This window comes from Allobosea sp. GW821-FHT09G06 (genome assembly GCF_059416005.1).
Window position 1 is genome coordinate 521,804 of record NZ_JBWKOI010000001.1, and the last position, 26,049, is coordinate 547,852.

Annotated in this window: 20 protein-coding genes; 11 read left to right on the forward strand and 9 right to left on the reverse strand. The window is 67.6% G+C overall.

What is annotated here, in order from left to right; all coding sequences use genetic code 11:
* Positions 1–14 precede the first annotated feature (14 nt).
* Entirely contained in the window at positions 15–761 is a 747-nt protein-coding gene (locus AC07NY_RS02560; RefSeq protein WP_494581584.1) for an enoyl-CoA hydratase-related protein, read from the reverse strand.
* A gap of 190 nt (positions 762–951) precedes the next feature.
* Between AC07NY_RS02560 and AC07NY_RS02565 the strand changes: the two genes are divergently transcribed.
* Positions 952–3,024: a 3-hydroxyacyl-CoA dehydrogenase NAD-binding domain-containing protein gene (locus tag AC07NY_RS02565; protein ID WP_494581586.1), complete on the forward strand. Its 2,073-nt coding sequence runs from the start codon at positions 952–954 to the stop codon at positions 3,022–3,024.
* Positions 3,025–3,196: 172 nt separating this feature from the next.
* Positions 3,197–4,252 (forward strand): DUF808 domain-containing protein, encoded by a 1,056-nt coding sequence (locus AC07NY_RS02570; protein ID WP_494581588.1) that lies wholly within the window; start codon positions 3,197–3,199, stop codon positions 4,250–4,252.
* Positions 4,253–4,258: 6 nt separating this feature from the next.
* Here AC07NY_RS02570 and AC07NY_RS02575 read toward each other — a convergent pair whose 3' ends face one another.
* The 3 genes from AC07NY_RS02575 to AC07NY_RS02585 form a co-directional block, all read right to left on the reverse strand.
* Positions 4,259–4,939, reverse strand: a complete 681-nt coding sequence (locus AC07NY_RS02575) for a nitroreductase (RefSeq protein ID WP_494581590.1) — start codon at positions 4,937–4,939, stop codon at positions 4,259–4,261.
* A gap of 78 nt (positions 4,940–5,017) precedes the next feature.
* Entirely contained in the window at positions 5,018–6,403 is a 1,386-nt protein-coding gene (locus tag AC07NY_RS02580; RefSeq protein WP_494581592.1) for an FAD-binding oxidoreductase, read from the reverse strand.
* A gap of 19 nt (positions 6,404–6,422) precedes the next feature.
* A complete protein-coding gene (locus AC07NY_RS02585) occupies positions 6,423–8,132 on the reverse strand; it encodes a lysine--tRNA ligase (protein WP_494581594.1) in 1,710 nt (569 codons plus the stop codon).
* Between the two features lie 343 nt (positions 8,133–8,475).
* On the opposite strand from AC07NY_RS02585, the gene AC07NY_RS02590 reads away from it, so the two are divergent.
* Positions 8,476–9,627 (forward strand): amidohydrolase, encoded by a 1,152-nt coding sequence (locus AC07NY_RS02590; RefSeq protein ID WP_494581596.1) that lies wholly within the window; start codon positions 8,476–8,478, stop codon positions 9,625–9,627.
* A gap of 3 nt (positions 9,628–9,630) precedes the next feature.
* On the opposite strand, the gene AC07NY_RS02595 is transcribed toward AC07NY_RS02590, so the two are convergent.
* The 3 genes from AC07NY_RS02595 to uxaC form a co-directional block, all read right to left on the reverse strand.
* Positions 9,631–10,458: a transporter substrate-binding domain-containing protein gene (locus AC07NY_RS02595; RefSeq protein ID WP_494581598.1), complete on the reverse strand. Its 828-nt coding sequence runs from the start codon at positions 10,456–10,458 to the stop codon at positions 9,631–9,633.
* A 311-nt stretch (positions 10,459–10,769) separates the two neighbouring features.
* A complete protein-coding gene (locus AC07NY_RS02600) occupies positions 10,770–12,239 on the reverse strand; it encodes a mannitol dehydrogenase family protein (protein WP_494581600.1) in 1,470 nt (489 codons plus the stop codon).
* The gene (uxaC, locus tag AC07NY_RS02605; RefSeq protein ID WP_494581602.1) at positions 12,236–13,639 is read right to left on the reverse strand and encodes a glucuronate isomerase; all 1,404 of its coding nucleotides are present in this window, start codon (positions 13,637–13,639) and stop codon (positions 12,236–12,238) included. Before uxaC ends, AC07NY_RS02600 begins: the two co-directional genes overlap by 4 nt.
* Before the next feature lie 178 nt (positions 13,640–13,817).
* Between uxaC and AC07NY_RS02610 the strand changes: the two genes are divergently transcribed.
* The 3 genes from AC07NY_RS02610 to AC07NY_RS02620 are packed head-to-tail and all read left to right on the forward strand — an operon-like array spanning position 13,818 to position 17,135.
* Positions 13,818–15,308, forward strand: a complete 1,491-nt coding sequence (locus AC07NY_RS02610; protein ID WP_494581603.1) for an ABC transporter substrate-binding protein — start codon at positions 13,818–13,820, stop codon at positions 15,306–15,308.
* Positions 15,309–15,333: 25 nt separating this feature from the next.
* Positions 15,334–16,278, forward strand: a complete 945-nt coding sequence (locus tag AC07NY_RS02615) for an ABC transporter permease (RefSeq protein ID WP_494581604.1) — start codon at positions 15,334–15,336, stop codon at positions 16,276–16,278.
* Positions 16,275–17,135 carry an ABC transporter permease gene (locus tag AC07NY_RS02620; protein ID WP_494581606.1) on the forward strand — a complete coding sequence of 287 codons (861 nt, stop codon included), beginning with the start codon at positions 16,275–16,277 and terminating at the stop codon, positions 17,133–17,135. The genes AC07NY_RS02615 and AC07NY_RS02620 overlap by 4 nt, the downstream gene beginning before the upstream one ends.
* Before the next feature lie 5 nt (positions 17,136–17,140).
* Here the strand turns inward: AC07NY_RS02620 and AC07NY_RS02625 are convergent, their stop codons facing one another.
* Positions 17,141–17,683, reverse strand: coding sequence for a DUF4337 family protein (locus AC07NY_RS02625; protein WP_494583657.1), 543 nt, complete (start codon positions 17,681–17,683; stop codon positions 17,141–17,143).
* Between the two features lie 93 nt (positions 17,684–17,776).
* Entirely contained in the window at positions 17,777–18,703 is a 927-nt protein-coding gene (locus tag AC07NY_RS02630) for a tyrosine recombinase XerC (RefSeq protein ID WP_494581607.1), read from the reverse strand.
* Between the two features lie 192 nt (positions 18,704–18,895).
* Here AC07NY_RS02630 and AC07NY_RS02635 point away from each other — a divergent pair, with 192 nt between their 5' ends.
* The 5 genes from AC07NY_RS02635 to atpD all read left to right on the forward strand — a co-directional run bounded on the left by AC07NY_RS02635 (position 18,896) and on the right by atpD (position 25,943).
* Entirely contained in the window at positions 18,896–21,100 is a 2,205-nt protein-coding gene (locus tag AC07NY_RS02635; RefSeq protein ID WP_494581609.1) for a primosomal protein N', read from the forward strand.
* Positions 21,101–21,308: 208 nt separating this feature from the next.
* Complete coding sequence (locus AC07NY_RS02640; RefSeq protein WP_494581611.1) at positions 21,309–21,878, forward strand: F0F1 ATP synthase subunit delta; 570 nt, start codon at positions 21,309–21,311, stop codon at positions 21,876–21,878.
* Entirely contained in the window at positions 21,878–23,410 is a 1,533-nt protein-coding gene (gene atpA, locus AC07NY_RS02645; RefSeq protein WP_494581613.1) for a F0F1 ATP synthase subunit alpha, read from the forward strand. The genes AC07NY_RS02640 and atpA overlap by 1 nt, the downstream gene beginning before the upstream one ends.
* Positions 23,411–23,514: 104 nt before the next feature.
* On the forward strand, positions 23,515–24,384 hold the full coding sequence (locus tag AC07NY_RS02650; protein WP_494581615.1) for a F0F1 ATP synthase subunit gamma: 870 nt from the start codon (positions 23,515–23,517) through the stop codon (positions 24,382–24,384).
* Between the two features lie 74 nt (positions 24,385–24,458).
* Positions 24,459–25,943 carry a F0F1 ATP synthase subunit beta gene (atpD, locus tag AC07NY_RS02655; protein WP_377841771.1) on the forward strand — a complete coding sequence of 495 codons (1,485 nt, stop codon included), beginning with the start codon at positions 24,459–24,461 and terminating at the stop codon, positions 25,941–25,943.
* Positions 25,944–26,049 lie beyond the last annotated feature (106 nt).

Here is a 26,049-nt window from a genome sequence, read left to right on the forward strand (position 1 = left end):
CCCCCCCCCACGCCTCACTTCTTCAGGAAGGCCATGAAGGCGGCCATGGCCTCCGGCGATTTCAGGCGCTCGCCGAAATGGCGGGCCTCGGTCGCGATGGTCTCGGCCACGGCCTGGGCCGAGCCGCGCTTCAGCAGCATCTTGGTCAGGGCGAGCGATTCCGGCGGCAGCGCCGCTAACGCCTTGGCCTTGGCGAGGCCAGCTTCCAGCGCGGTGCCATCCTCGACCACGGTGTTGACGAGCCCGGCCGCGGCTGCCGTCTCGGCATTGAAGGCCTCGCCCAGCATCAGCAGTTCGGCCGCCTTCTTGGAGCCAGCAACCAGCGGCAGCAGATAGCTCGATCCGCCCTCGGGGCAGAGGCCGAGCGTCACGAAGGGCAAGCGGAAGGTCGCCGAGCGGGCGGCGAAGGCGAGGTCGCAATGCAGCAGCATGGTGGTGCCGATACCGACCGCGAAGCCTTCCACCGCCGCGACGATCGGCTTCTTCGCGGTCGAGATCACTTCCAGGAAATCGATGGCGACGCGCGAGCTGTCCCCGGCCGCCGCGGCCATGGCGAAATCCTTGATGTCGTTGCCGCTGGTGAAGGTGCCGCCAGCACCGGTCAGCAGGATGGCGCGGACGGAGGCATCGGCCTCGGCGGCCGCGATCGCGGCGATCAGCCCGGCATAGCTCGCGCGGTCGAGCGCGTTCTTGCGGTCCGGCCGGTTCATGGTGATCTGCACTACGCCGGCCGCGACGGTTTCGCTCAGCACTTCGCTCATCGGTCCGCTCCTGATTACCGTGCCGGGATCGCACGGGCCTTCGCCGGGGGTCAAGCGAGGCCCGATGCGCCTTTCGTCGCCGCTCGGCGCTTGACATCGCGCGGGTGCGATCCTCCCCTGCGCGGCGAGACGCCTTCGCTGCCTTCGCGTGCGAGTCGAGGCGCGCGGGACTGGGATTGCGGAGACGTCGATGACGAAGGTTCAGCTTGAGGTTCGCGGCAAGGTCGCGATCGCCACGATCGACAATCCGCCGGTCAATGCGCTTGGCGCGGCCGTGCGCGAAGGGTTGGCGAGTGCCATTGAGCAGGCCAATGCCGATGCCGCCGTCGTCGCGATCGTCATCGCCTCTGCCGGCAAGGCCTTCATCGCTGGCGCCGATATCAGCGAATTCGGCAAGCCGCCGGCTCCGCCCAGCCTGCCGGACGTGCTCGATGCGATCGAAGGTTCGAAAAAGCCGGTCGTCGCGGCGATCCAGGGCATCGCGCTCGGCGGCGGGCTGGAAGTCGCACTCGCCTGCCACGGCCGCGTCGCGCTGCCGGCTGCCAAGCTCGGCCTGCCCGAGATCAAGCTCGGGCTCATTCCCGGCGCTGGCGGTACCCAGCGCCTGCCGCGCCTGATCGGGGCGGCCAAGGCCTTTCCGATCATGCTTTCGGGCGAGCCGATCTCGGCCGGCAAGGCGCTGGAATACGGGCTCCTCGACGAAGTCGTCTCCAGCGATGTCGTGGCCGCCGCGATCCGGTTGGCCGAGGCGCTGGCGGCGGAAGGACGCCGCCCGGTCACGAGCGCGGCCACCGGCGAATTGACCGATACCGATCGCCAGACTTTCGAGGCCCTGGCCAAGGAGGCCGTGAAGAAGGCCGAGGGCATGCCGAACGTGCCGGCCTTGGTCGAGGCGGTGCGCGCGAGCTTCACGCTGCCTTTCGCGGAGGGGGCGGCCGTCGAGCGCAAGCTCTTCCTGTCACTGCTCGTCGATGAGCGTTCGAAAGCGTTGCGCCATGTTTTCTTCGCCGAGCGCGAGGTCGCGAAGGTGCCGGGCATCGGGCCGGAGGTGAAGCCACGCGAGATCACCAGCGCCGCGGTGATCGGTGCCGGCACGATGGGCGGCGGCATCGCCATGTGCTTCGCCAATGCCGGCATCCCGGTGACATTGATCGAGACGGCCAAGGCTGCGCTCGACAATGGCGTCAACCGCATCGGCGCGATCTACGACATCTCGGTTTCGCGGGGCTCGCTGACGCCTGAGGCGAAGGCCGGGCGCATGAAGCTGATCAAGCCGGCGGTCGGCCTCGCGGCTGCTGCCGGGGCCGATATCGTCATCGAGGCCGCCTTCGAGGAGATGGGCGTCAAGCAGCAGATCTTCGGCGAGCTCGACAAGGTGGCGAAGCCCGGCGCGATCCTCGCCAGCAACACCTCCTATCTCGACGTGCCCACGATCGCGGCGGCGACGAAGCGTCCGCAGGACGTCATCGGCATGCATTTCTTCAGCCCGGCCAATGTCATGAAGCTGCTGGAGATCGTGAGGCCGAAGGGTTCGGCGGACGACGCCATTGCGACGGCGGTGGCGCTGGGCCGCAAGCTCGGCAAGGTGCCGGTCGTCGTCGGAAACGGCTTCGGCTTCGTCGGCAACCGCATGCTGGAGCAGCGCACCCGCGCCGCCGAGCGGCTGCTGGTTGCGGGGGCGCTGCCGCATGAGGTCGATGCCGCGCTGGTAGGCTTCGGATTCAAGATGGGCCCCTTCGCCATGGCCGATCTCGCCGGCAACGATATCGGCTGGCGCTCGCGCAAGGCGCGCGGCCTCAAGGCCGCCGTGGCGGATGCGATCTGCGAGGCCGGCTGGTTCGGCCAGAAGACCGGGCGGGGCTATTACATCTATCCGCAAGGTGCCCGCAGCGGGCAGCGCTGCCCGGAGGTCGAGGCCCTGATCGCCCGCATCTCGGCCGAGCAGGGCGTGACGCGGCGCGCCTTCACGCAGGAGGAGATCCTGGCGCGGCTGCTCGATCCGATGGTCAACGAGGGCGCGCGCATCCTGGAAGAGGGCATCGCGGCGCGGCCGGGCGACATCGATATCGTCTGGATCAACGGCTATAACTGGCCGGCCTGGCGCGGCGGGCCGATGTTCTGGGCCGACAGCGTCGGGCTTGATGTGATCGTCAAGCGGCTGGAGGCGCAGGCCGCCGAGATCGGCGACAAGGCGCTGGAGCCGGCGCCGCTGCTGCGGCGCCTCGCGGCAGAGGGCAAGGGTTTCGCCAGCCTGAAGGGGTGATGGAGCAGGTTCGTCATGCTCGGGCTTGACCCGAGCATCTCTCGCCGGAGGAGATTCCGTCACATCTATCTGCTAGAGATTCTCGGGTCTGCGCTTCGCTCCGCCCGAGAATGACGGCTGGCCGAAACCGCTCTATCCTCGCCTGATCCGATAACCTTCCGAGGAGAGCCGCTTGGCTTCGGGGCTTTTCGCGCTGCTGGACGACGTCGCCGGCATCGCCAAGATCGCGGCGTCTTCCGTCGACGATGTCGTGGCACAGGCCGGCAAGGCCGGAGCGAAGGCTGCCGGGGTCGTGATCGACGATGCCGCGGTGACGCCGCGCTATGCCGTCGGCTTCGCGGCGGCCCGCGAACTGCCGATCATCTGGCGGATCGCGATGGGCTCGCTGCGCAACAAGCTGCTCATCCTGCTGCCGGGCGCACTCGTGTTGGCGCTGATCGCACCCTGGGCGATCACGCCGCTCCTGATGGCGGGCGGTGTCTTCCTCTGCTTCGAGGGTGCCGAGAAATTGCTCGAACTGGTCATCCCGCATGGCGCCCATGGCGAGGGCAAAGCGGGCGAAGCAACCGGCGATCCGGCGGCGCTCGAACAGCAGAAGATCGCCGGCGCGGTGAAGACCGATTTCATCCTCTCGGCCGAGATCATGGCGATCACGCTGGCCGGCGTGGCCGACCAGTCCTTCTGGATGAAGGCGGCGGTGCTCGCGATCGTCGGCATCGGCATCACCGTCGTGGTCTACGGCGTCGTCGCGCTGATCGTGAAGGCCGACGATGCCGGCATGGCACTCGCCGCCAACGAGCGGCCGGCGGCGAGCCTGCTCGGCCTGCGGCGGCTGGGCTCGGGTGAAGCCGGGTCGCTTGACCGCGCGCTATCCTGGCTGACGCAGCCCTTCGGGCGCGGCCTCGTCGTCGCCATGCCGCATTTCCTCAACCTGCTCGGCGTGGTCGGCACGGCGGCGATGCTCTGGGTCGGCGGCGGCATCATCATCCATGGGCTGGAAGAATACGGCCTCAGCGGCCTCGGGCATGGCGTCCACGACCTCGCGGTCGCGGCGGGGCGCGCGTTGCCGGCTGCCCTGACGGGTGCCGGCGAATGGTTGGCCGGGGCTGCGTTGGCAGCCGTGTTCGGGGTGATCGTCGGTGGCCTCACCATCGTCGCGATGCACTGGCTGGTCGGGCCGGTGGTCAAGCTGTTCCGCAAGGATGCGGCGGCGCAGCCCGGCGCCTGACGCCTCTCAATCCAGCCAGGTGGTGAAACCTTCGACAGGCTCGCGCTCGGGCACAAGGCGGTTGGCCGGCGCGTCGGGATCGGCCTTCCCGATGGCGATGCCGCAGACCACGACCTCGTCCTCGGGGATTGCGAGCTCGCGCCGGACGATCGGGTGGAACTGCGCGAAGATCGCCTGCGGGCAGGAATCGAGGCCATGGCCCTGCGCCGCGATCAGCAGGGTCTGGATGAACATGCCGAGATCGAGCCAGGAGCCGATCTCCAGATCGCGGTCGATGGTCAGCATCAGCGCGACCGGCGCATCGAAGAAGCGCAGGTTCGCGGCGGTCTGGCGCTTCTTGCCTTCGGTGTCGCCCTTGACCACGCCGAGCAGGCTGTAGAGGTCCCAGCCGACCTTGCGGCGCCGCGCCAGATAGGGCTCGCGGAACTGTGCGGGATAGTAGCGGTATTCCTCGACGCCGGGGCGTCCGCCGGCATCGAGCGCGGCGAGCAGCGCGCCTTCGAGGCGTGCCCGCGATTGCGGGCCGATCACCCGGAGCTTCCAGGGCTGCATATTGGTGCCGGAAGGCGCCTGTGCCGCCAGATCGATCAGGCGGCGGACGAGGGCGGGCTCGACCGGGTCAGGCAGGAAGGCGCGGATGGCGCGGCGCGCGCGGATCGCGCGTTCGATGGCTTGGTCAGGCGTCATCTCGTCGATCATGCTCCGCGTACCCGCGTTCCGTGATGGTTCGCGAGTCTGGCAGAGCCAATGGCAGGACGCCATAGCTCAGGCCGGCAGGATGCGGCCGCGGTTGAGGATATTGCCGGGGTCGAGCGTGCTCTTGAGGGTGGTCATCAGCGAGAGTTCGGCATCCGAGCGGCTCATGCCGAGATAGGGCCGCTTCAGCACGCCGACGCCATGCTCGGCCGAGATGCTGCCCTGCTTCTCGCGGACCAATTCGTAAACGATCCCGGCGAAGCCGGAGAGGTCCCCGGTCTCGTCGTGGAGCGAGAGATGCAGATTGCTGTCGGCGAGATGGCCGAAGACGATCGGGAAGGCCGTGGCGCTGCGCGCCTTGACCCGCTGGCGCAGCAGGGCGACGGCATCGGCCATGGCACCGAGCGGTATGCTGACGTCGAAATGAATGCCGGGCGGCAGGTCGCGGTAGAATTCGTAATTCGCTTCGCGATAGGCCCAGAAGCGCTGCCGGTCGCGGCCGGATTGCGCGATCAGGGCATCGTCGAGCAGGCCTTCCTCGGCCAGCTCGGCAAGCGCTTCGGCGAAAGTTTCCTCGCCCGTGCTGCCCGGCCCCATCGCGGCCTCGATGACGAGGATGAGTTCGGGTTCTGTGGCGAAGGGGACGGGCAGGCCGCCCTGTTCGGTCGCGGCCTTCATGTATTCCGACCACATCGCCTCGAAGGCGAGCAGGCCGCCGCCGAGCCGGGCTTCGAGGCGGTTGAGCGCTGCAAGCGCATTGGCGACGTTGCCGGCGGCGCAGAGCGCGGTCTGGGTGCCGGTCACTGCCGGCTGCAGCGCGAGCAGCACGCGGGTGACGACGCCGAGCGTGCCTTCGCTGCCGATGAAGAGCTGGGTCCAGTCATAGCCGGCATTGTTCTTCACCACCTTCTTGAGATGGCTGACGATGCGGCCATCGGCCATCACCGCTTCCAAGCCGAGCACGTTGCGGCGGGTCATGCCGTAGCGCAGCACCTGCACGCCGCCGGCATTAGTCGCGACATTGCCGCCGATGGTGCAGCTGCCGCGCGCGCCGAGATCGACGCCGTAGAGAAAGCCGGCCGCGGCGGCCTTCTCCTGAACCACCGCGAGCGGCGTGCCGGCGAGCACGGTCATGGTCCGCGTCACCGGGTCGATCTCCTCGACGCCGGTCATCTTTTCGAGCGAGAGCGCGACTTCGCCGACTTGCGGCGCGGCGCCGCCGGCGAGGCCGGTCATACCGCCCTGGACGACGACGGGCAGCGCATGCCGCGAGCAGATCGCCAGCACCGCGGCGACCTCCTGGGTCGTCCTGGGCATGACGAGGAGGGCCGGCAGGCCCTCTTCGGTCTTGGAGGCGTCCTTGCGGTTGCGGGCGGGGATCGCCTCGCCGCTGCGCAGGCCACTGGCGCCGACCACCTCCGCCAGCGCCGCGAGCGCGTCGTCGGGAATAGTCATGGCAGGCTCCGTCGGCTCGTCAGTCGGCTTTGCGCGCCGCGAGGAAGGCGGCGTGCTCCGTGACCAGATCGCCGGCCAGTGCCTTGGCGATCAGGGCGCGGGTGTTGGGCAGGCCGTAGATCGCGGCGAAAGAGCCGAAGCGCGGGCCCTGATCCTCGCCGAACATCACCTGATAGATCGCCTTCCACCAGTCGCCGGACACGCCCGGCCGCTCCGGCGTCGCGTTCTTGGCGGTGAGGTTCTGGTAGCGCGGGATGGCGCGGGCGACGTCGAGCGCGGTGTCCTGCACCATCTCGGGCGTTGGATCGGCCGGCAGGGCGGCCAAGGCGGCGTCGAGCTTGGCGAAGGCGTCGCGCTCGACCTCGTCGGCCGGGCGATAGCTCTTCGCCGGCTTCACGAAATCGCGGAAATAGGCGATCGCGTAGCCGACCAGCGCGTCGAGGCGCGGATGGGTTTCGGGCGACATGCCCGGCGCATAGCGCTGGAGGAAGCCCCAGAGCACGGCCTTGTCCTCGGAATTTGCGACGGCGACGAGGTTCATCAGCAGGCCGAAGGTGACCTGCGTGCGGACTGTGTTATCGCCCTCGCCCGAGGCGATGACCTCCGGTGCCGGGGGATTGCCGGCATGGATGTGCCAGACCGGGTTGCCGAGCCGGTTCTTCCAGTCCTGCTTCTCGTAGCCATTGAGGAACTGGAGGTACTCGTCGACCGCGCGCGGGATCACGTCGAAATGCAGCTTCTTGGCTTCGCGCGGGCGCTGGAACATGTAGAGCGCGAGGCTTTCCGGCGGGCCATAGGTCAGCCAGTCCTCGATGGTCAGGCCGTTGCCCTTCGACTTCGAGATCTTCTGGCCCTGCTCGTCCAGGAACAGCTCGTAGTTGAAGCCCTCCGGCGGCGCTGCATCGAGCGCGCGGGCGATCTGCGAGGAAACCTTGACCGAGTCGATCAGGTCCTTGCCGGCCATCTCGTAATCGACGCCGAGCGCCACCCAGCGCATCGCCCAGTCGGGCTTCCACTGCAGCTTCACATGGCCGCCGGTGACGGGCGAGACGAAGCGCTCCTTGGTCTCCGGGTCGGTCCAGGCGATGGTGCCGGCCTCGACATCGACCTCGTCGATCGGCACCTGCATGACGATGCGCGTCTTCGGGTGGATCGGCAGGAAGGGCGAATAGGTCGCGGCCCGCTCCTCGCGCAGCGTCGGCAGCATGATCTTCATCATGGCATCGTAGCGGGCGAGCATCTTGAGCAGCGTCGCGTCGAACTCGCCGGCACGATACGAGTCGGTCGAGGACTTAAACTCGTAGTCGAAGCCGAAGCTGTCGAGGAAGGCGCAGAGTCGCGCATTGTTGTGGCGGCCGAACGAGTCATGCGTGCCGAACGGGTCCGGCACCTCGGTCAAGGGCTTGCCGAGATTGGCGGCGAGCAAGTCCTTGTTCGGCACGTTGTCCGGCACCTTGCGCAGACCGTCCATGTCGTCCGAGAAGGCGACGAGCCGGGTCGGGATCGTGTTGCCGGTCAGGACCTGGAAGGCGTGGCGGACCATCGAGGTGCGCGCGACCTCGCCGAAGGTGCCGATATGCGGCAGGCCCGAGGGGCCGTAGCCGGTCTCGAAGATCACCGATTTCTTGCCGGATTTCTCGATGCGGGCCACGAGCTTGCGCGCCTCCTCGAACGGCCAGGAGGCCGAACGCTGGGCGGCGTCAACGAGGGCTGCGTCGAAGGCGGGCATTTGGGCGGGTATCCTCTCCACGTCTGGTGGGCAACGAATTTGCAGTGCGCAAATTGTTGTTTGCGGCTTTCGCAGATTGCGAAGGGCGCCGTCAATGCGCGCGTGCTGGCAGGCTCGTCATGCTCGGGCTCGACCCGAGCATCTCGGGCCGGAAAAGGCGCATGCATGGAACCTTCTCGGGAAAGAGATTCCCGGGTCTGCGCTGCGCTCCGCCCGAGGATGACGGCTGGCAAAACTGCTTGCCGGGAATGACGGTCTTCTCTTTTCCGTGGTTGCCGCGCCGGTGGCGGAGGATAATCTGCTTCCTTTCGTATCTGACCACGCCTTTGAAAGGATGCCCGCCTTGGACCGCGACCTGCTCGACAAGCTGACCGCCTGGCGACGCCATCTCCACGCTCATCCCGAGCTCGGGCGCGAGGAGAAGCTGACCAGCGCTTTCGTGCAGGAGAAGCTGACCGAGCTTGGCGTGCCCTTCGTCGCCAATGTCGGCGGCTATGGCGTGGTCGCGACGCTGACGAAGGGCGCCTCCGAGCGCACGGTCGGCCTGCGCGCCGACATGGACGCGCTGCCGATCCAGGAGGTCAACGATCTCCCCTACAAGTCCAAGACGCCGAACGTGATGCATGCCTGCGGCCATGACGGCCACACCACCTCGCTGCTTGGCGCGGCGGCACTGCTCAAGGCGGACGAGGGCTGGAGCGGAACGGTGCAGTTCGTCTTCCAGCCGGCGGAAGAGGGCACCGGCGGCGCGCTCGCCATGCTCGCCGACGGCGTGCTGGAGCGCTTCCCGATGGAGCGCGTCTTCGCGCTGCATAACTGGCCGGGGCTCGCGGCCGGCACCGTCGCCGTGCATCGCGGGCCGGTGATGTCCGAGCCCGGGCGCTTCAAGATCACGCTGACCGGCAAGGCCGGGCATGCGGCGCTGCCTGAGCAGACCCATGACCCGATCGTGGCGATGGGGCATCTGATCGTCGCGCTGCAGACGATCGTCTCGCGCAATGTCGACCCGATGGAATCGGCGGTGGTCTCGATCGGTCAGGTCCATGGCGGGCTCGCGTCCAACCAGATTCCGACCCATGTCTTCATCGAGGGCACGTTCCGCACCTTCGTGCCGGCCGTGCGCGATCGCCTGCTGGCGCGCCTCAAGGGCATCGGCGAGAACATCGCCGCGACCTTCGAGATGACGGCCGAGGTCGAGTTCACCTATGGCAGCGCCACGATCAATACGCCTGCGGAAGAGGACATGGCCGCCGCTGCCGGCGAGGCCGCCGGGCTTCCCGTTCGGCGCGACATGAAGGCGAGCACGACCGGCGAGGATTTCGCCTATTTCCTGGAGAAGCGTCCGGGCTGCTACATCTGGATGGGCAACGGCCCGTCGGTGAACGGCGGCGATCTGCATAACGACCGCTACAATTTCAACGACGAGATCCTGCCGGCCGCTTCCGGCTGGCTGGCGGCGGTGGCGAAGCAGGCGCTGGCCAGCAACGCGCCGTGATGGTCAATACGGGCTGACCGGAAAGAAGCGCAGATAGAGACGGGCATAGGTCCCGTTGTCCCAGAGACCTTGCAGCGCGTAATCGATCGCGCGCTTCAGGGCGGGATCGTCCTTGCGCAGGAGAAAGGCGACGCCCTCGCCGAAATAGCGGCTCTCCAGATAGGGCCCGCCCGAGAAGGCGAACTCGCCGCCGCTGCCGGCGAGCGCCAGCGACAGGGCCACGCCGTCGCCGAAGACATATTCCGCCTCGCCGCTGCGGAGTGCGGCGATCGCGGCATTCAGACTGGCGCTCTCGCGACGCTGCACGAAGGGCATGAGCCGTTCGAGGAAAGCGAGATGCGCCGTGCCCGAGACGACTGCGACGCGCCGCCCCTGAAGAGCCGCACCGTCGAGCGCTGCCCGTGCATTGCCGCGCGTGGTGATGAAGCGCGCCGGGGCGCGGAAATAGAGATGGCTGGCGGCGAAGCGTTCGCGCAGGGCGGGCGTCAGGTTCATCGCGGCGGCGAGCACGTCGCCCCGGCCTTCGGCCAGCGAGTCGGTCAACGTATCGAAGCGGCGCGGCTGGATCGTGCAAGTCCAGGCCAGCTTCTCGCAGGTGGCGCGGGCAAGCTCGACCGAGAAGCCGGTCAGCGCCCCGTCCGGCCCGGCGAAGTGGAAGGGCGGATAGTCGTCATCGGCGAGGAAGCGCACGACGCGCGGCGGGCCGGGCTCCGGTCGGTCGAGCCGGATGCGCGGGTCCCAGAGATTGGGGATGGCGATGCGCGGCGGCTCCTGCGCCAGGGCCGTGGCGGCGGTGAGGAGCGAGACCGCAAGAGTGAGCGCGCGAAGCATCGCGCCTATGTGGCGTGGGATGCGAGCGCGGATCAAGGGGATGGGAGCTGCGCTAGACAGACGGGGATAGGCGCGCGAACCGCGGGGAACCCTCTCCCATAGGGAGAGGGCAGGGTGAGGGGCAGGCCGTTGGACGTTGTGGCTGAGACCTGACCGCCGCTGCGGTGAGCGCGCGCTTTACTGGTTCAGGGGCCTACACCTTGCCCCTACCCCTCTCCTTACAGGAGAGGGGTTCCCCGCAGTTCCAGCGCCTTCTCGTCACGAGATTCTCGGGTCGAAGCTGTGCTTCGCCCGAGAATGACGGCTTGAGCTTAGCCGAGGTTTGCCGCCGTCGCCTTCGCGCCCTTGTCGAGGAGCGAGGCGAGGTGAGCGGTCAGCGGTTTTGTAAACCGAAGGTCGCCCGGCAGGTCGGTCCCGAAGATCGCTTCGATCCCGGTCAATGCGGCGACCAGTGCGCTTGCGTCGCGCCCAGCGGCTTCCGTGCGACGCTTCAGTTCAGCGGCCAGCGGGTCGCGGACGTCGATGGCGGCGCCCTTCTCGTCGGTGCCGGTGACGTAGCGCATCCAGGCGGCGACGCCGAGCGCGAGATGGTCGATCGGAGCACCGGCCTTCAGGCGCTCGCGGATCGTGCCGAGCAGGCGCTGCGGCAGTTTCTGCGAGCCGTCCATGGCGATCTGCCAGGTGCGGTGGCGGATCGCCGGGTTCTGGAAGCGGACCAGCAAAGCCTTGGCATAATCCGCCAGCACGACACCTTGCGGCGCCGGCACGGTCGGGATGATCTCGGCCCAGAGACCTCCAAGGAAGCGCGCGAGGATGGGATCGCCGCTGGCCTCGGCGACCGTCTCATGGCCGGCGAGATAGCCGAGATAGGCGAGCGAGGAATGCGCGCCGTTCAGCATGCGCAGCTTCATGAACTCGAAGGGCGCGACCTCGGAGACCATCTGGGCGCCGACTTCATCCCAATCCGGACGGCTGTTGGCGAAGACGTCCTCGATTGCCCATTGCCGGAAGGGCTCGCCGATGACGGGTGCGGCATCCTCGGCGCCGATCAGCCTGGCGACCTCGGCGATATCGGCATCGGTCGTCGCCGGCACGATCCGGTCGACCATCGTCGCCGGGAAGGCGCCGTTGGCCTCGATCCAGGCGGCGAGCTTGTCGTCGGTCAGCGCGGCGAAGTCGCGAACGAGGCCGCGCAGGACATGGCCGTTGGACGGGAGGTTGTCGCAGCAGAGCGCAGTGAACGGTCCGAAGCCGGCATCGCGGCGCGCCTTCAGGCCGGCGACGAGGATGCCGACGGCGGAGCGCGGAGCCTGCGGGTTGGCGAGGTCGTGGACGATGTCGGGATGATCGGCCTTGAGCCTGCCGGTCGCCGGATCGTGGCAATAGCCTTTCTCGGTGACGGTGAGCGAGACGATGCGGGTCTCGGGGGCGGCCAGCCGTGCGATGAGCGCCGAGGGGCTTTCGGGCGCGACGAGCACGTCGAGCACCGAGCCGATGACGCGCAGCTCCGGCCCGGTCGGGGCGAGCTTGAGCAGGGTGTAGAGCCCGTCCTGCGGCCTCAGCCGGTCGCGCTGGTCTGGGCGCTGGAGGCTGGCGCCGACGATGCCCCAGGCGCCGAAGCGCTTTTCCAGGGCGTCCTCGGTATATTCCGCGAGATGGCCGCGGGCGAAGGCGCCGAGGCCGAGATGGACGATGCCGGGCTTGAGCGCGGCACGATCATAGGCCGGGCGGGGGACCGAGGCGGGCAGGCCGGCGAGCGTGGCGGCGGAGAGGCGGGTCACAGCTTGTAGGCCTCCTTGGCGAGGCGATAGGCGAGGTCATAGGCGACCTCGGCGGCCTCATCCTCTTCCAGCCGGTGTTCGGCTACGAGCTTGGCGAGATAGGCGCAGTCGACACGGCGCGCGACGTCGTGGCGGGCGGGGATCGAGAGATAGGCGCGGGTGTCGTCGTTGAAGCCGACGGTGTTGTAGAATCCAGCCGTCTCGGTCGTCAGCTCGCGGAAGCGCAGCATCGCCTCCGGCGCATCGAGGAACCACCAGCCCGGCCCGAGCCGCAGCGCCGGGTAATGGCCGGCGAGCGGGGCGAGTTCGCGCGAATAGGCGGTCTCGTCGAGGGTGAAGGCGATGACGGTGAGGCCCGGCTCATTGCCGACGGCGTCGAGCAGGGGCTTCAGCGCTTCGACATAGTTGGTCTCTGTCGGGATATCGCAGCCCATGTCGCGGCCGAAATGCTCGAACAGAGCCGCGTTATGGTTGCGATGGGAGCCGGGATGGATCTGGAGGACGAGCCCGTCATCGAGGCTCATTTTCGCCATTTCCGTCAGCATCTGGCCGCGGAACAGGTCGGCGTCCTTCGCGGAAACCTTGCCCTTCAGGATCTTGGCATAGAGCTTCTCGGCATCCGCGTCCGAGAGATTGGCGGTGCGGGCCGTGGCATGGCCGTGGTCGGAGGAGGTGGCGCCGCGCTCCTTGAAATAGGCGCGCCGCTTGCGATGGGCGGCGAGATAGCCGGTCCAGCTGCCGATATCCTCGCCCGTCAGTTCGCCGAATTTTTCGAGATTGTCCGAAAAGCCTTCGAATTCCGGGTCGACGACGCTGTCGGGGCGATAGGCCGTGACGACCTTGCCGTCCCAGCCGGAATTACGGGCCATGTCATGCCAGCGCAGATCGTCGAGCGCGCCTTCGGTCGTGCTGATCGCCTCGATGTTGAAGCGCTTGAACAGGGCGCGCGGGCGCAGCTCCGGCTCTTCCAGCTTGGCGGCGATCCTGTCGTAGATCTTGTCGGCATTCTCAGGCGTCAGACGCTCGTTGATGCCGAAGACGGTTGAGGTCGCGTGCTCGAACCAGAGCCGCGTCGGCGTGCCCCGGAACAGGTGCCAATGGTCGGCGAAGAGCTTCCAGATCTTTCGCGGATCGGTCTCGACCTCGCCGCCATCCTTTCTGTTGATGCCGAGCTGCTCCAGCCGGATGCCCTGCGAATAGAGCATGCGGAAGATATAGTGGTCCGGCTTGACGAAGAGGGTCGCGGGATCGGGAAAGGCGTTGTCCTCGGCGTACCAGCGTGGATCGGTATGGCCGTGCGGCGAGATGATCGGCAGGTCGCGGACCGTGGCGAAGAGCCGGCGCGCGATGCCGCGCGTCACCGGATCGGCGGGAAAGAGGCGATCGTCGTGCAGCAGCATGGGCATCTCCATCGGTCGCACCGATCTCTAGAGCCGGGCGCGGCAGGGGTCAATCGTCTGGTATACTAGTGCGCCAGATGGTGGCCTTTGCCCAACGGGGATTGCGGGGCGGGCGGGCTTGCGCTCGCCGCGCTTCCCGCGCCATCTTCGCGCCGCAACGAGCATCGGAGCGATGGACATGACGACGCGGCGTGAACTCCTGGCAGGGGCGGGACTGGCAGCGCTGGCGGCGCAGCTTCCCGTCGTCGCGCTGGCCCAGGCGAAGGACAGTGTCACCATCGCCCAGACGCTGGAGCCGCCGACGCTGGACCCGACCTCCGGCGCCGCGCAGGCGATCCGCGAGGTCACGCTGCAGAACATCTTCGAGGGGCTGGTCAAGATCGACCGCACCGGCAAGCTGCAGCCCTGCCTCGCCGAGAGCTGGCAGATCGCCGATGACAACGTGACCTACCGCTTCAAGCTGCGGCAGGGCGCCAAGTTCCATGACGACACGCCCTTCACCTCCGAACAGGTGAAGTTCTCGTTCGAGCGCGCGGTCGCGGCCGACTCGACTAACGCCCAGCGCCAGCTCTTCACACCGATCGCCGAGATCACGACGCCGGACCCGGCGACCGTGGTGATCAAGCTGAAGCAGCCGACGGCTAATTTCCTCTTCGGCCTCGCCTGGGGCGATGCGGTGATCGTGGCGCCGGCCACGGCTACTAACAACAAGACCAACCCGGTCGGCACCGGCCCGTTCAAGTTCGTGCGCTGGAACCGCGGCGACCGGCTCGAACTCGCGCGTAACGACAGCTACTGGGGCGAGAAGCCGGCGCTGGCCAAGGCGACCTTCCGCTTCATGTCCGACCCGCAGGCACAGGTCGCGGCACTCCGGGCCGGCGATGTCGACGCCCATACCAATCTCTCGGCGCCGGAGGCCGTGCCGCAGCTCAAAGCCGATGCCAAGCTCAAAGTCACGATCGGCGGCACCGAGGGCGAGACGGTGCTCGGCACCAACAATGCCAAGCCGCCTTTCGACAATCTGAAGGTCCGTCAGGCGATCGCGCATGCGCTCGACCGCAAGACCATCGCGCTCGGCGTCTACGGTTTCGACGTCAACCTGATCGGCAGCCATTTCTCGCCGCTGCACCCGGCCTATGTCGATCTGACCGGCACCTACCCTTATGACCCCGCCAAGGCGAAGGCGCTGCTCAAGGAGGCCGGCTTCCCGAACGGCTTCAACTGCACGCTGAAGCTGCCGCCGCCCTCCTATGCCCGCCGCTCCGGCGAGATCGTCGCGGCGCTGCTGGCGCAGGTCGGCATCAACGCAGCGATCGAGCCGCTGGAATTCCCGCAATGGCTGGAGCGCGTCTTCCGCAACAAGGATTACGATCTCAGCATCATCGCCCATACCGAGCCGCTCGATATCGATATCTATGCGCGCGACGCATACTACTTCCAGTACAAGAACCCCGAGTTCAACGCGCTGATCGCGAAGATCGCAGCGACCCTGCCGGAAGCGGAGCGCAACGCGCTCTACAAGCAGGCGCAGGAAAAGCTGGCGCGCGACGCGGTCAACGGCTTCCTGTTCATCCTGCCCAAGATCACGGTGGCGAACGCCGCGCTGGAGGGCATGTGGACCGACTGGCCGCTGCCGGTGACGCCGCTAGCGGAACTGCGCTGGCGGTGAGGCCGCCGGCAGACGGCGGCACGCCATGATCGGCTACATCCTGCGCCGGCTCGTCGCGCTGGGCCTGACCCTGCTCGCGGCGGCGCTGGTTATCTTCGTGGTGCTCGAAATCCTGCCGGGCGACCCGGCGGCGGTGACGCTCGGCCTGAACGCTGCGCCGGAGGCGCTCGCCGCGCTCCGGGCCGAGATGGGCCTCGACAAGCCGGCGGTGCTACGCTTCTTCATCTGGCTTGGTGGGCTCTTCACCGGTGATCTCGGCCAGAGCTATACCTATCGCGTGCCGGTGCTTCAGCTCATCACCGAGCGCATGGCGGTGACGCTGCCGCTCGCGCTGATGGCGATCGCGCTGGCCACCGCGATCGGCATCCCGCTCGGCATGCTCGCGGCCTCGCGTCATGGCCGGCTGGCCGATGCCGGCGTCATGGCCTTCGCTCAGGCCGGGCTCGCCATTCCGAATTTCTGGTTCGGCCTGCTGCTGGTGCTCGTCTTCGCGGTCGGACTCGGCTGGCTGCCGGCCGGCGGCTTTCCGGGCTGGCAGGCTGGGATCGGGGTCTCGCTGAAGGCGCTTCTGATGCCGGCATTGGCGCTCGCCCTGCCGCAGGCGGCGATCATCGCGCGGGTGACGCGGTCCTCGATGCTCGACACGCTGCAGGAGGATTTCGTGCGCACCGCCCGCGCCAAGGGGCTGAGCGAGGGCACGACGATGCGCCGGCACGCCCTGCGCAACGCGCTGATCCCGGTGGTCACGATCCTCGGCCTCCAGTTCTCCGTGCTGATCGCCGGCGCCATCATCATCGAGAACGTCTTCGCCCTGCCGGGGCTGGGGCGGCTGGTCTTCCAGTCGATCGCCCAGCATGACCTGATCGTGGTCAAGGACCTCGTGATGCTCTTCGCAGGGCTGGCGATCCTGATCAATTTCGCGGTCGAACTGCTTTATGGGCTGATCGATCCGCGCCTGAGGCAGTCATGAGCGCGGTTCAGGACAAGGCGCCGGGGGGCAAGCGGCACTGGTGGCTCGCGCCCTCCTTCGTGATCGGGGCGGTGCTGGCTGCGCTCGTGATCGCGGCGGCGCTGACTTCTTACGTCTGGACGCCCTACCAGCCGACCCAGATGATGATCCTGAACCGGCTGAAGGGGCCCTCCGCCACGAACTGGTTCGGTACCGACCAGTTCGGCCGCGACGTCTTTTCGATGATCATGGTCGGCGCGCGCAATTCGCTCGCGGTAGGCCTGGGCGCCGTCGGTATCGGGATGGTCGTGGGGACGGCGCTGGGGCTGGCAGCCTCGGTCCGGCGCGACGGCATCCTCGATCACATCATCATGCGCACGGCCGATTTCACCCATGCCTTTCCGGCCGTGCTGACCGCGATCATGATGACCGCGATCGTCGGCCCCGGCATGCTCAATGCCGTCGTCGCCATCGCTGTGCTGAACCTGCCCTATTTCGCGCGGTTTGCGCGCGGCGCGGCCCTGCAGGTCTGGGCGCAGGATTTCATCCAGGCGGCGCGGGCGGCGGGCTTGAACAACCGCCAGATTACCCTGCGCCATATCCTGCCGAATATCGCGGGCATCCTGGTGGTGCAGGCGACGATCCAGTTCGCGCTGGCGGTGCTGGCCGAGGCGGGGCTGTCCTATCTCGGGCTCGGCACGCAGCCACCCAACCCGTCCTGGGGGCGGATGCTCAACGAGGCGCAGACCTTCATGGCGGCGCAGCCCTGGCTTGCGATCTTTCCGGGCGCCGCGATCGCGCTGACCGTGCTCGGCTTCAACCTGCTGGGCGACGGCCTGCGCGACGCGGTCGATCCGCGCCTGCGCCGCAGCCGGTAAAGCCGTCAGAACAAGGCGGTCGGCGCGAACTGCGCGAGTGCCATCAGCGCGATGCCGGTGATGCCGAGCAGGCCGCCGGTGAGGGCGAGCAGGCCGACGCCGGTGATGATCGCAGCCGACGAAATCACGATCGCGATCTGGATCAGGCCCGACGCGATGTCGAACTTGTCGTCGCGCGCGGCGGCGATGTCGCGTTGCGCCTCGGCCGCCTTGGCGCGGGCGGCGAGTTCCTTGCGGCCCTCCTGGGTCTCCGGCTCGGAATCGTAGCGCGCGACGTTCTGTTTCCAACCCTCGATGCGCTTGGTCAGGCGCTGCCGGGCAGCCTCGTCGGTGACGCCGGCAAGCTCGACTTCCAGCGCCTCGGCGGCGGTGCGCACGGTCGTGCCGCGGATCGTCTTGGCCTGGAAGAAGGCCCAGAGATTAGAGGCCTCGATATTCTTGGCCACGGCCTCCTGCTCGGCGTTCTTGCCGCCGATCTCGGAGAAGGCAAGCGCCAGCGCCAGCAGCGCGATCAGCAGGGCGATGCGCTTGTTACCGCCCTCGGGCATTTCGACGGAACCGGACACGAATCACCTCGCAGGCCACTACTGGCGGGCGCTGTTTAAGGCTTTCCGTTTGGGCAGCAAGAGGGTGATGCGGGTCTAGCGCCCGGCTCGTGGATGGGCGGCGTCATAGGCCGCCATCAGCCGGGACGAGTCGATGCGAGTATAGATCTGCGTCGTCGAGAGCGAGGCGTGGCCGAGCAGCTCCTGGATGGCGCGCAGGTCGCCGCCGCGCCCCAGGAGATGCGTCGCGAAGGAATGGCGCAGGGAATGCGGGGTGGCCGAGGAAGGCAGGCCGAGCGCGCCACGCAAGCCCTCGACCGCGAGCTGGATGATGCGCGGCGAGAGCGGGCCGCCCTTGGCGCCGACGAAAAGCGGGCCTTCCGGAGGCAGGCGCCAGGGACAGAGCTTCACATACTCGGCGATGGCCGCGATCACGACGGGCAGCACGGGAACCATCCGGGTCTTGCTGCCCTTGCCGATAACAGTGAGCGTATCGCCGGCCTGTTGCGGAGCCTGGGCGCGAGCCAGCGAGAGCGCCTCCGAGATGCGCAGGCCGCTGCCGTAGAGCAGGCCGAGCACGGCAGCGTCGCGGGCGAGAATCCATTGCTCGCGCTCCTCGCCGGCGCGGGTATCGGCCTGGGTGACGGCTTTGGCGGCGGAAGGTTCGAGCGGGCGCGGCAGCGACTTGCCGAGGCGAGGGCCGCGCGTCGCGGCGAAGGCGGCGGCGGTGAGTTTGCCCTGGCGCTCGCCGAAGCGGGCGAAGGAGCGCAAGGCCGCGAGCTGGCGCATCAGCGTGCGGTTGCCGACATTGTCGCGTCGGCGCTGGCCGAGGAAGGCGCGCAGGTCGACGGGCTTCAGCGCGGCGATGTCGGACAGGGTGGGCGCACCGCCGAGATGCCCGGTCAGGAAGGCGTGGAACTGGCCAAGATCGCGGGCATAGGCCTCCAGCGTCTTCGGCGAGAGGCGCCGCTCGGCCGAGAGGTGGCTGAGCCAGTCGCGGCGGAAGGAGTCGAAATCGGTCATCGCGGAAGCATGACGCTCCTGCCTTAACACCAGCCGAATCGATGCTAGATACGAGGACGAAACACGCCGTCATCCCGGACAAGCCGCGTCAGCGGCGCCGATCCGGGATCCATCGTAGAGCGCGGCGCCCTATGATGGATCCCGGATCTCCGCTTCGCTCCGTCCGGGATGACGGCGGTAGTATTTTTGGCGATGGCGCAGTTCGACCTGATCAACGACGACATGAGCGAAGAGGCGCCGGCCGGCACGGTCGACGTGCTGATCCCGCTCGGGCTCGACCAGGCCTATAGCTATGCCGTGCCGGCCGGGCTCGTGCTCAAGCCGGGCGATGTCGTGCAGGTGCCACTCGGCCCGCGCGAGACCGTCGGCGTCGTCTGGAATATCGGTTCGGGGCGCGGTGGCAATCTCAAGAAGGTCACCGAAAAATACGACATGCCGCCGCTCGATCCGGCCTTGCGCAAGCTCGTCGACTGGGTGGCCTGGTATACGCTGGCGCCGAAGGGGTCCGTGCTGGCGCTGGCCTTGCGCCGTCAGCCGGACGACACGCCTGAGCGGCCAAAGCTGGGGGTGAGGCTCGCCGGAGCGCCGCCGGGACGCATGACCCCTGCGCGGGCGCGTGCCATCGCTGCGGCCGAGGGCGGGCTGCTGATCGCGAAATCGGCGCTGGCCGAGGCGGCCTCGGTGAGCGCGGCTGTGATCGATTCCCTCGTCGATGCCGGCACCTTCATCGTTGAGCCCTTGCCGCGCGAGGCGATCGCGGCCTTGCCCGATCCCGATCATGCCGTGCCTGAACTCTCGGAAGGGCAGGGCGAGGTTGCGCAGGCGCTCGTCGCGTCCGTGCAGGCGAAGGCGTTCGGCGTGTCGCTGCTCGAAGGCGTCACCGGTTCGGGCAAGACGGAGGTCTATTTCGAGGCGGTGGCGGAGGCGATCCGGCTCGGCCGCCAGAGCCTAATCCTGATGCCGGAGATCGCGCTGACGGCGCAGTTCATCGACCGGTTCGAGGCGCGCTTCGGTGTCAGGCCGGGCCTATGGCATTCGGCTGTGACCGGCCGCAAGCGCGAGCGCCTGCAGGCCGCGATCGCGTCAGGCGAGGCCAAGGTGGTGGCCGGCGCCCGCTCGGCCCTGTTCCTGCCCTATAGCGATCTTGGCCTCATCGTCGTCGATGAGGAGCATGAGAGCGCCTACAAGCAGGAGGATGGCGTTTCCTACCATGCCCGCGACATGGCGGTGGTACGCGGCCGGATCGAGAACGCGCCGGTCGTGCTCGCTTCCGCGACGCCCTCCTTGGAGACCCGCGTCAATGCCGAGCGCGGGCGCTATGCCCATCTCAAGCTGCCGGAGCGTTTCGGCGGGCGCGAATTGCCGCAGCTCGGCCTCGTCGACCTGCGCCGCGACAAGCCGGAGCGCGGGCGCTGGCTCTCGGGCGCGCTGATCAAGGCGGTGGAGGCCAATCTGGAGGCGAAAGAGCAGTCGCTGCTCTTCCTCAACCGGCGCGGCTATGCCCCGCTGACGCTCTGCCGCGATTGCGGCCATCGCTTCCAGTGCCCGAATTGCTCGGCCTGGCTGGTCGATCATCGCTTCCGGCGGGCGCTGGTCTGCCATCATTGCGGCCATGTCGAGCGCCGGCCGCATGAATGTCCGGCCTGCCATAAGCCAGATAGCCTGATCGCCTGCGGTCCGGGCGTCGAGAGGCTCGCCGAGGAGGTCGCGACGCTTTTTCCACAGGCACGTTCGATCGTGCTCTCCAGCGATTTCCCGGGCGGGACGGAACGATTGAAGCAGGAGCTGATGGCGGTAGCCGAGGGCGAGTTCGACATCGTCATCGGCACGCAGCTCGTCGCCAAGGGCCATAATTTCCCGGGGATGACGCTGGTCGGCGTGATCGATGCCGATCTCGGCCTGACCTCCGGCGATCCACGCGCGGCTGAGCGGACCTTCCAGGCGCTGCGGCAGGTCACAGGGCGCGCAGGGCGAGGCGAGAAGCCCGGGCGCGCCCTGCTTCAGACGCATGACCCCGAGCATCCCGTGCTCAAAGCCCTGATCTCAGGCGATCCGGAGCGGTTTTATGCCGCAGAGGAGGCTTCGCGGGAGGCGGCGGGCCTGCCACCCTTCGGGCGACTGGCGGCGCTGATCGTCTCCGCCAACAGTCAGGCGGAAGCCGAAAGCCACGCAAGAGCGCTGGCGCGCTGTGCCGACGCCGGCGACGGAATCATGGTGCTGGGGCCGGCGGAAGCGCCTCTGGCGGTGCTGCGCGGGCGCCATCGCATGCGCCTGATCGTCAAGACGGGGCGCGAGATCAACCTGCAGGATTACCTGCGCGGCTGGCTGAAACGGGCGCCCCGGCCGAAGGGGTCGGTCCGGGTCGCGGTCGATGTCGATCCGCAAAGCTTCCTTTGAACGGCTGAAAGGCGCGGCAAAATCGCCGCTTATGAAGGGCAATCAGCGATTGCGCGGCCCGGAACCACATGCTAGTGCACCGCCACATTTCGGTCGCGAAGTCGTCTTGCCGGCTTTGCGCCTATGATACTCGCAGCGTCGGGACCATGCACTCCACCTTCGTCAGGAAGGTCGCCGGTGTGGTTCCTTGAAACGAGAGACGGGAAGCGTGGCTGAAGGCGGATCGCAGGGGACATTGGTGTCGGGCGTAGCTCAGCGCTATGCCACCGCTTTGTTCGAGCTGGCTGAGGAGGCGGGTGCGATCGACACCGTCGCGGCCGCTCTGGATAGCTTCAACGGCCTGCTCACCGAGAGCGAGGATCTCCGTCGCCTGATCGAGAGCCCGGCCTTCACCGCCGAGGAGCAGGTCGCGGCGATCAAGGCCGTGCTCGCCAAGGCCGGCATTACCGGCATCGCCGCCAATTTCATCGGCTTCGTCGCCAGCAAGCGCCGCCTCTTCGCGCTGCCGGGCATGATCGCCGGCTACAAGCGTCTGGTCGCCGAGGCCAAGGGCATCGTCTCCGCCGAGGTGACGGTCGCCGAGGAGCCCGCGGCCAAGCGCGTCGACGAGATCCGTGCGGCGCTGAAGGGCGTCGCCGGCAAGGATGTCGACGTCTCGATCAAGATCGACCCGACCCTGATCGGCGGGCTCATCGTCAAGATGGGCTCCCGCATGGTCGACGCGTCGCTGAAAACCAAACTCAACTCAATTCGTCTTGCCATGAAAGAGGTCGGCTGATGGACATCCGCCCCGCTGAAATCTCCGCCATTCTGAAGGCTCAGATCTCGAATTTCGGCTCGGAAGCTTCGGTCACCGAAGTCGGGCAGGTTCTCTCCGTCGGTGACGGCATCGCCCGCGTCTACGGCCTCGACAAGGTTCAGGCCGGTGAGATGGTCGAGTTCGAGTCCGGCGTGCGCGGCATGGCGCTCAACCTCGAGAGCGACAATGTCGGCGTCGTGATCTTCGGTTCCGACCGTGAGATCAAGGAAGGCCAGACCGTCAAGCGCACCGGCGCCATCGTCGACGTTCCCGTCGGCAAGGAGCTGCTCGGCCGCGTCGTCGACGCTCTCGGCAACCCGATCGACGGCAAGGGCCCGATCAAGGCGAAGGCCCGCGCCCGCGTCGACGTCAAGGCGCCCGGCATCATCCCGCGCAAGTCGGTGCACGAGCCGATGGCGACCGGCCTCAAGGCGGTCGACGCCCTGATCCCGATCGGCCGCGGCCAGCGCGAGCTGATCATCGGCGACCGCCAGACCGGCAAGACCGCGATCGCGCTCGACACGATCCTGAACCAGAAGCCGCTGAACGCCGAAGGCGCGCCGGAGAGCCAGAAGCTCTACTGCGTCTACGTCGCCGTCGGCCAGAAGCGCTCGACCGTCGCCCAGCTTGTGAAGGTGCTCGAAGAGCGTGGCGCGATGGAGTACTCCATCGTCGTGGCGGCCACCGCCTCCGATCCGGCTCCGATGCAGTTCCTGGCGCCGTTCGCCGGCTGCTCGATGGGCGAGTTCTTCCGCGACAACGGCATGCACGCCGTCATCATCTATGACGACCTCTCCAAGCAGGCCGTCGCCTACCGCCAGATGTCGCTGCTGCTGCGCCGCCCGCCGGGCCGCGAGGCCTATCCGGGCGACGTGTTCTATCTCCACTCCCGCCTGCTCGAGCGCGCGGCTAAGATGGGCGAGGCCGCCGGCCTTGGCTCGCTGACCGCTCTGCCGGTCATCGAGACGCAGGCGAACGACGTCTCCGCCTACATCCCGACCAACGTGATCTCGATCACCGACGGCCAGATCTTCCTTGAGACGGACCTGTTCTACCAGGGCATCCGCCCGGCCGTGAACGTCGGTCTCTCGGTGTCGCGCGTCGGTTCGTCGGCGCAGACCAAGGCCACCAAGAAGGTCGCCGGCAAGATCAAGGGCGAGCTCGCCCAGTATCGCGAGATGGCCGCCTTCGCCCAGTTCGGTTCGGACCTCGACGCGGTCACGCAGCGCCTGCTCAACCGCGGTGCCCGCCTGACCGAGCTCCTGAAGCAGCCGCAGTTCTCGCCGCTGAAGATGGAAGAGCAGGTCGTCGTGATCTATGCCGGCGTGAACGGCTATCTCGATGCGCTGCCGGTCAGCAAGGTCCGCGCCTTCGAGGACGGCCTGCTCTCGCTGGTGCGCGGCAAGCATGCCGATATGCTGGGCGAGATCGGCACGTCGAAGGACCTGTCGGACGCCAACGCCGCCAAGCTCAAGGACATCGTCGCGAGCTACGCGAAGTCCTTCGCCTGATCATCATTGCCGGCGCGGCCGAGCCCTGAGCTCCGCCGCGCTGCTTCTCTGGATTGCTTCGTTGCCGCGCCCGCTGCGGCTGACGAGTAGGGGATCAAGATCGGATGCCGTCCCTTAAGGACCTACGCAATCGCATCGCTTCGGTGAAGTCGACGCAGAAGATCACCAAGGCCATGCAGATGGTCGCGGCTGCGAAGCTGCGCCGCGCGCAGACGGCCGCCGAGGCCGCGCGCCCCTATGCCGAGCGCATGGAGACGGTGCTGTCGAACCTCGCGTCCGGCGTGTCCGGTTCGAGCGCGCCGCGCCTGATCGCCGGCACGGGTTCGGACAAGGTGCATCTGCTGCTCGTGCTGACCGCCGAGCGCGGCCTGTGCGGCGCCTTCAACTCCTCGATCGCGCGCCTCGCCCGCGACAAGGCGAATGCGCTGAAGGCCGAGGGCAAGACGGTCAAGATCATCTGCGTCGGCAAGAAGGGCTACGACATCCTGCGTCGCCAGTTCGCGGCGGAGATCATCGAGTTCATCGACCTGCGCGAGTTCAAGCAGGTCGGCTTCGTCAATGCCGAGGCGATCGCCCAGAACGTGCTGGCCCGCTTCGCCAATGGCGAGTTCGACGTCGCGACGCTGTTCTTCTCGCGCTTCCGCTCGGTGATCGCCCAGATCCCGACCGCGCAGCGCATCATCCCGGCCGAGATCCCGGAAGGGACGAAGCAGACCGACGCCGTCTACGATTACGAGCCGGACGAGGGCGAGATTCTGGAAGCGCTGCTGCCGCGCAACCTGACCGTCCAGGTCCTGCGCGGGCTGCTTGAAAACGCCGCCTCCGAACAGGGCGCGCGCATGTCGGCGATGGATTCCGCCACGCGCAACGCCGGCGAGATGATCAAGAAGCAGACGCAGATCTACAACCGCTCGCGCCAGGCGATGATCACGAAGGAACTGATCGAGATCATCTCCGGCGCGGAAGCGCTCTAACCGCCTAATCTTCGCCGGTGGCGCGAGCCGCCGGCTGCCGTCACATCCGAATGCGCTAGTCCCGAGGTTCCGCCATGGCCAAAGCCGCTACCAAGACCACCAAGAAGACCGCCGAGAAGCCCGCCAACACCGGCACCGGCCGCGTTGCCCAGGTCATCGGCGCCGTCGTCGACGTGCAGTTCGACGGCGCCCTGCCGGAGATCCTGAACGCGCTCGAGACCGACAACCTCGGCAACCGCCTCGTCCTCGAGGTCGCCCAGCATCTCGGCGAGAACACCGTCCGCACCATCGCGATGGACTCGACGGAAGGTCTGGTTCGTGGCCAGTCGGTCACCGATACCGGCGCCCCGATCGCGGTTCCGGTCGGCGACGAGACGCTCGGCCGCATCATGAACGTCATCGGCGAGCCGGTCGACGAAGCCGGCCCGATCCTGACCAGCGCCACCCGCGGCATCCACCAGCCGGCCCCGGCCTATTCGGAGCAGTCGACCGAGGCCCAGATCCTCGTCACCGGCATCAAGGTCGTCGACCTGCTGGCGCCTTACGCCAAGGGCGGCAAGGTCGGCCTGTTCGGCGGCGCCGGCGTCGGCAAGACCGTGCTGATCATGGAGCTGATCAACAACGTCGCGAAGGCCCACGGCGGCTACTCCGTGTTCGCCGGCGTCGGCGAGCGCACCCGTGAGGGCAACGATCTCTATCACGAGATGATCGAGTCCAACGTCAACAAGAACCCCAAGGAGAACAACGGTTCGACCGCTGGCTCCAAGTGCGCCCTGGTTTATGGCCAGATGAACGAGCCTCCGGGCGCCCGCATGCGCGTCGCCCTCGCCGGCCTGACCATCGCCGAGGATTTCCGCGACAAGGGCCAGGACGTTCTGTTCTTCGTCGACAACATCTTCCGCTTCACGCAGGCCGGCTCGGAAGTGTCCGCGCTGCTCGGCCGCATTCCTTCGGCGGTGGGCTATCAGCCGACGCTGGCGACCGACATGGGCAACCTGCAGGAGCGCATCACCACCACGAACAAGGGCTCGATCACCTCGGTGCAGGCGATCTACGTCCCGGCGGACGACCTGACCGACCCGGCGCCCGCGACCTCGTTCGCCCACTTGGACGCGCGTACCGTGCTGTCGCGTTCGATCGCCGAAAAGGGCATCTACCCGGCGGTCGACCCGCTCGACTCGACCTCGCGCATGCTCTCGGCCGATATCGTCGGCGAGGAGCACTACGACGTCGCGACCCGCGTTCAGCAGACCCTCCAGCGCTACAAGTCGCTGCAGGACATCATCGCGATCCTGGGCATGGACGAGCTCTCGGAAGACGACAAGCTGACCGTGGCGCGCGCCCGCAAGATCGAGCGCTTCATGTCGCAGCCGTTCTTCGTCGCAGAAGTCTTCACCGGCTCGCCCGGCAAGCTCGTCCCGCTCGAGGACACGATCAAGGGCTTCAAGGGCCTGGTCGAGGGCAAGTACGACCACCTGCCTGAAGCGGCCTTCTACATGGTCGGCTCGATCGACGAAGCCGTCGAGAAGGCGCAGCGCCTGGCCGCCGAGGCCGCGTAAGCGACCGAATGCGTCATCCCCGGGCTTGCCCGGGGATCTCATGACCAGAAACCGCTGGTTTCCGAGATGGCCGGGTCAAGCCCGGCCATGACGAGCCGGGGAGAAT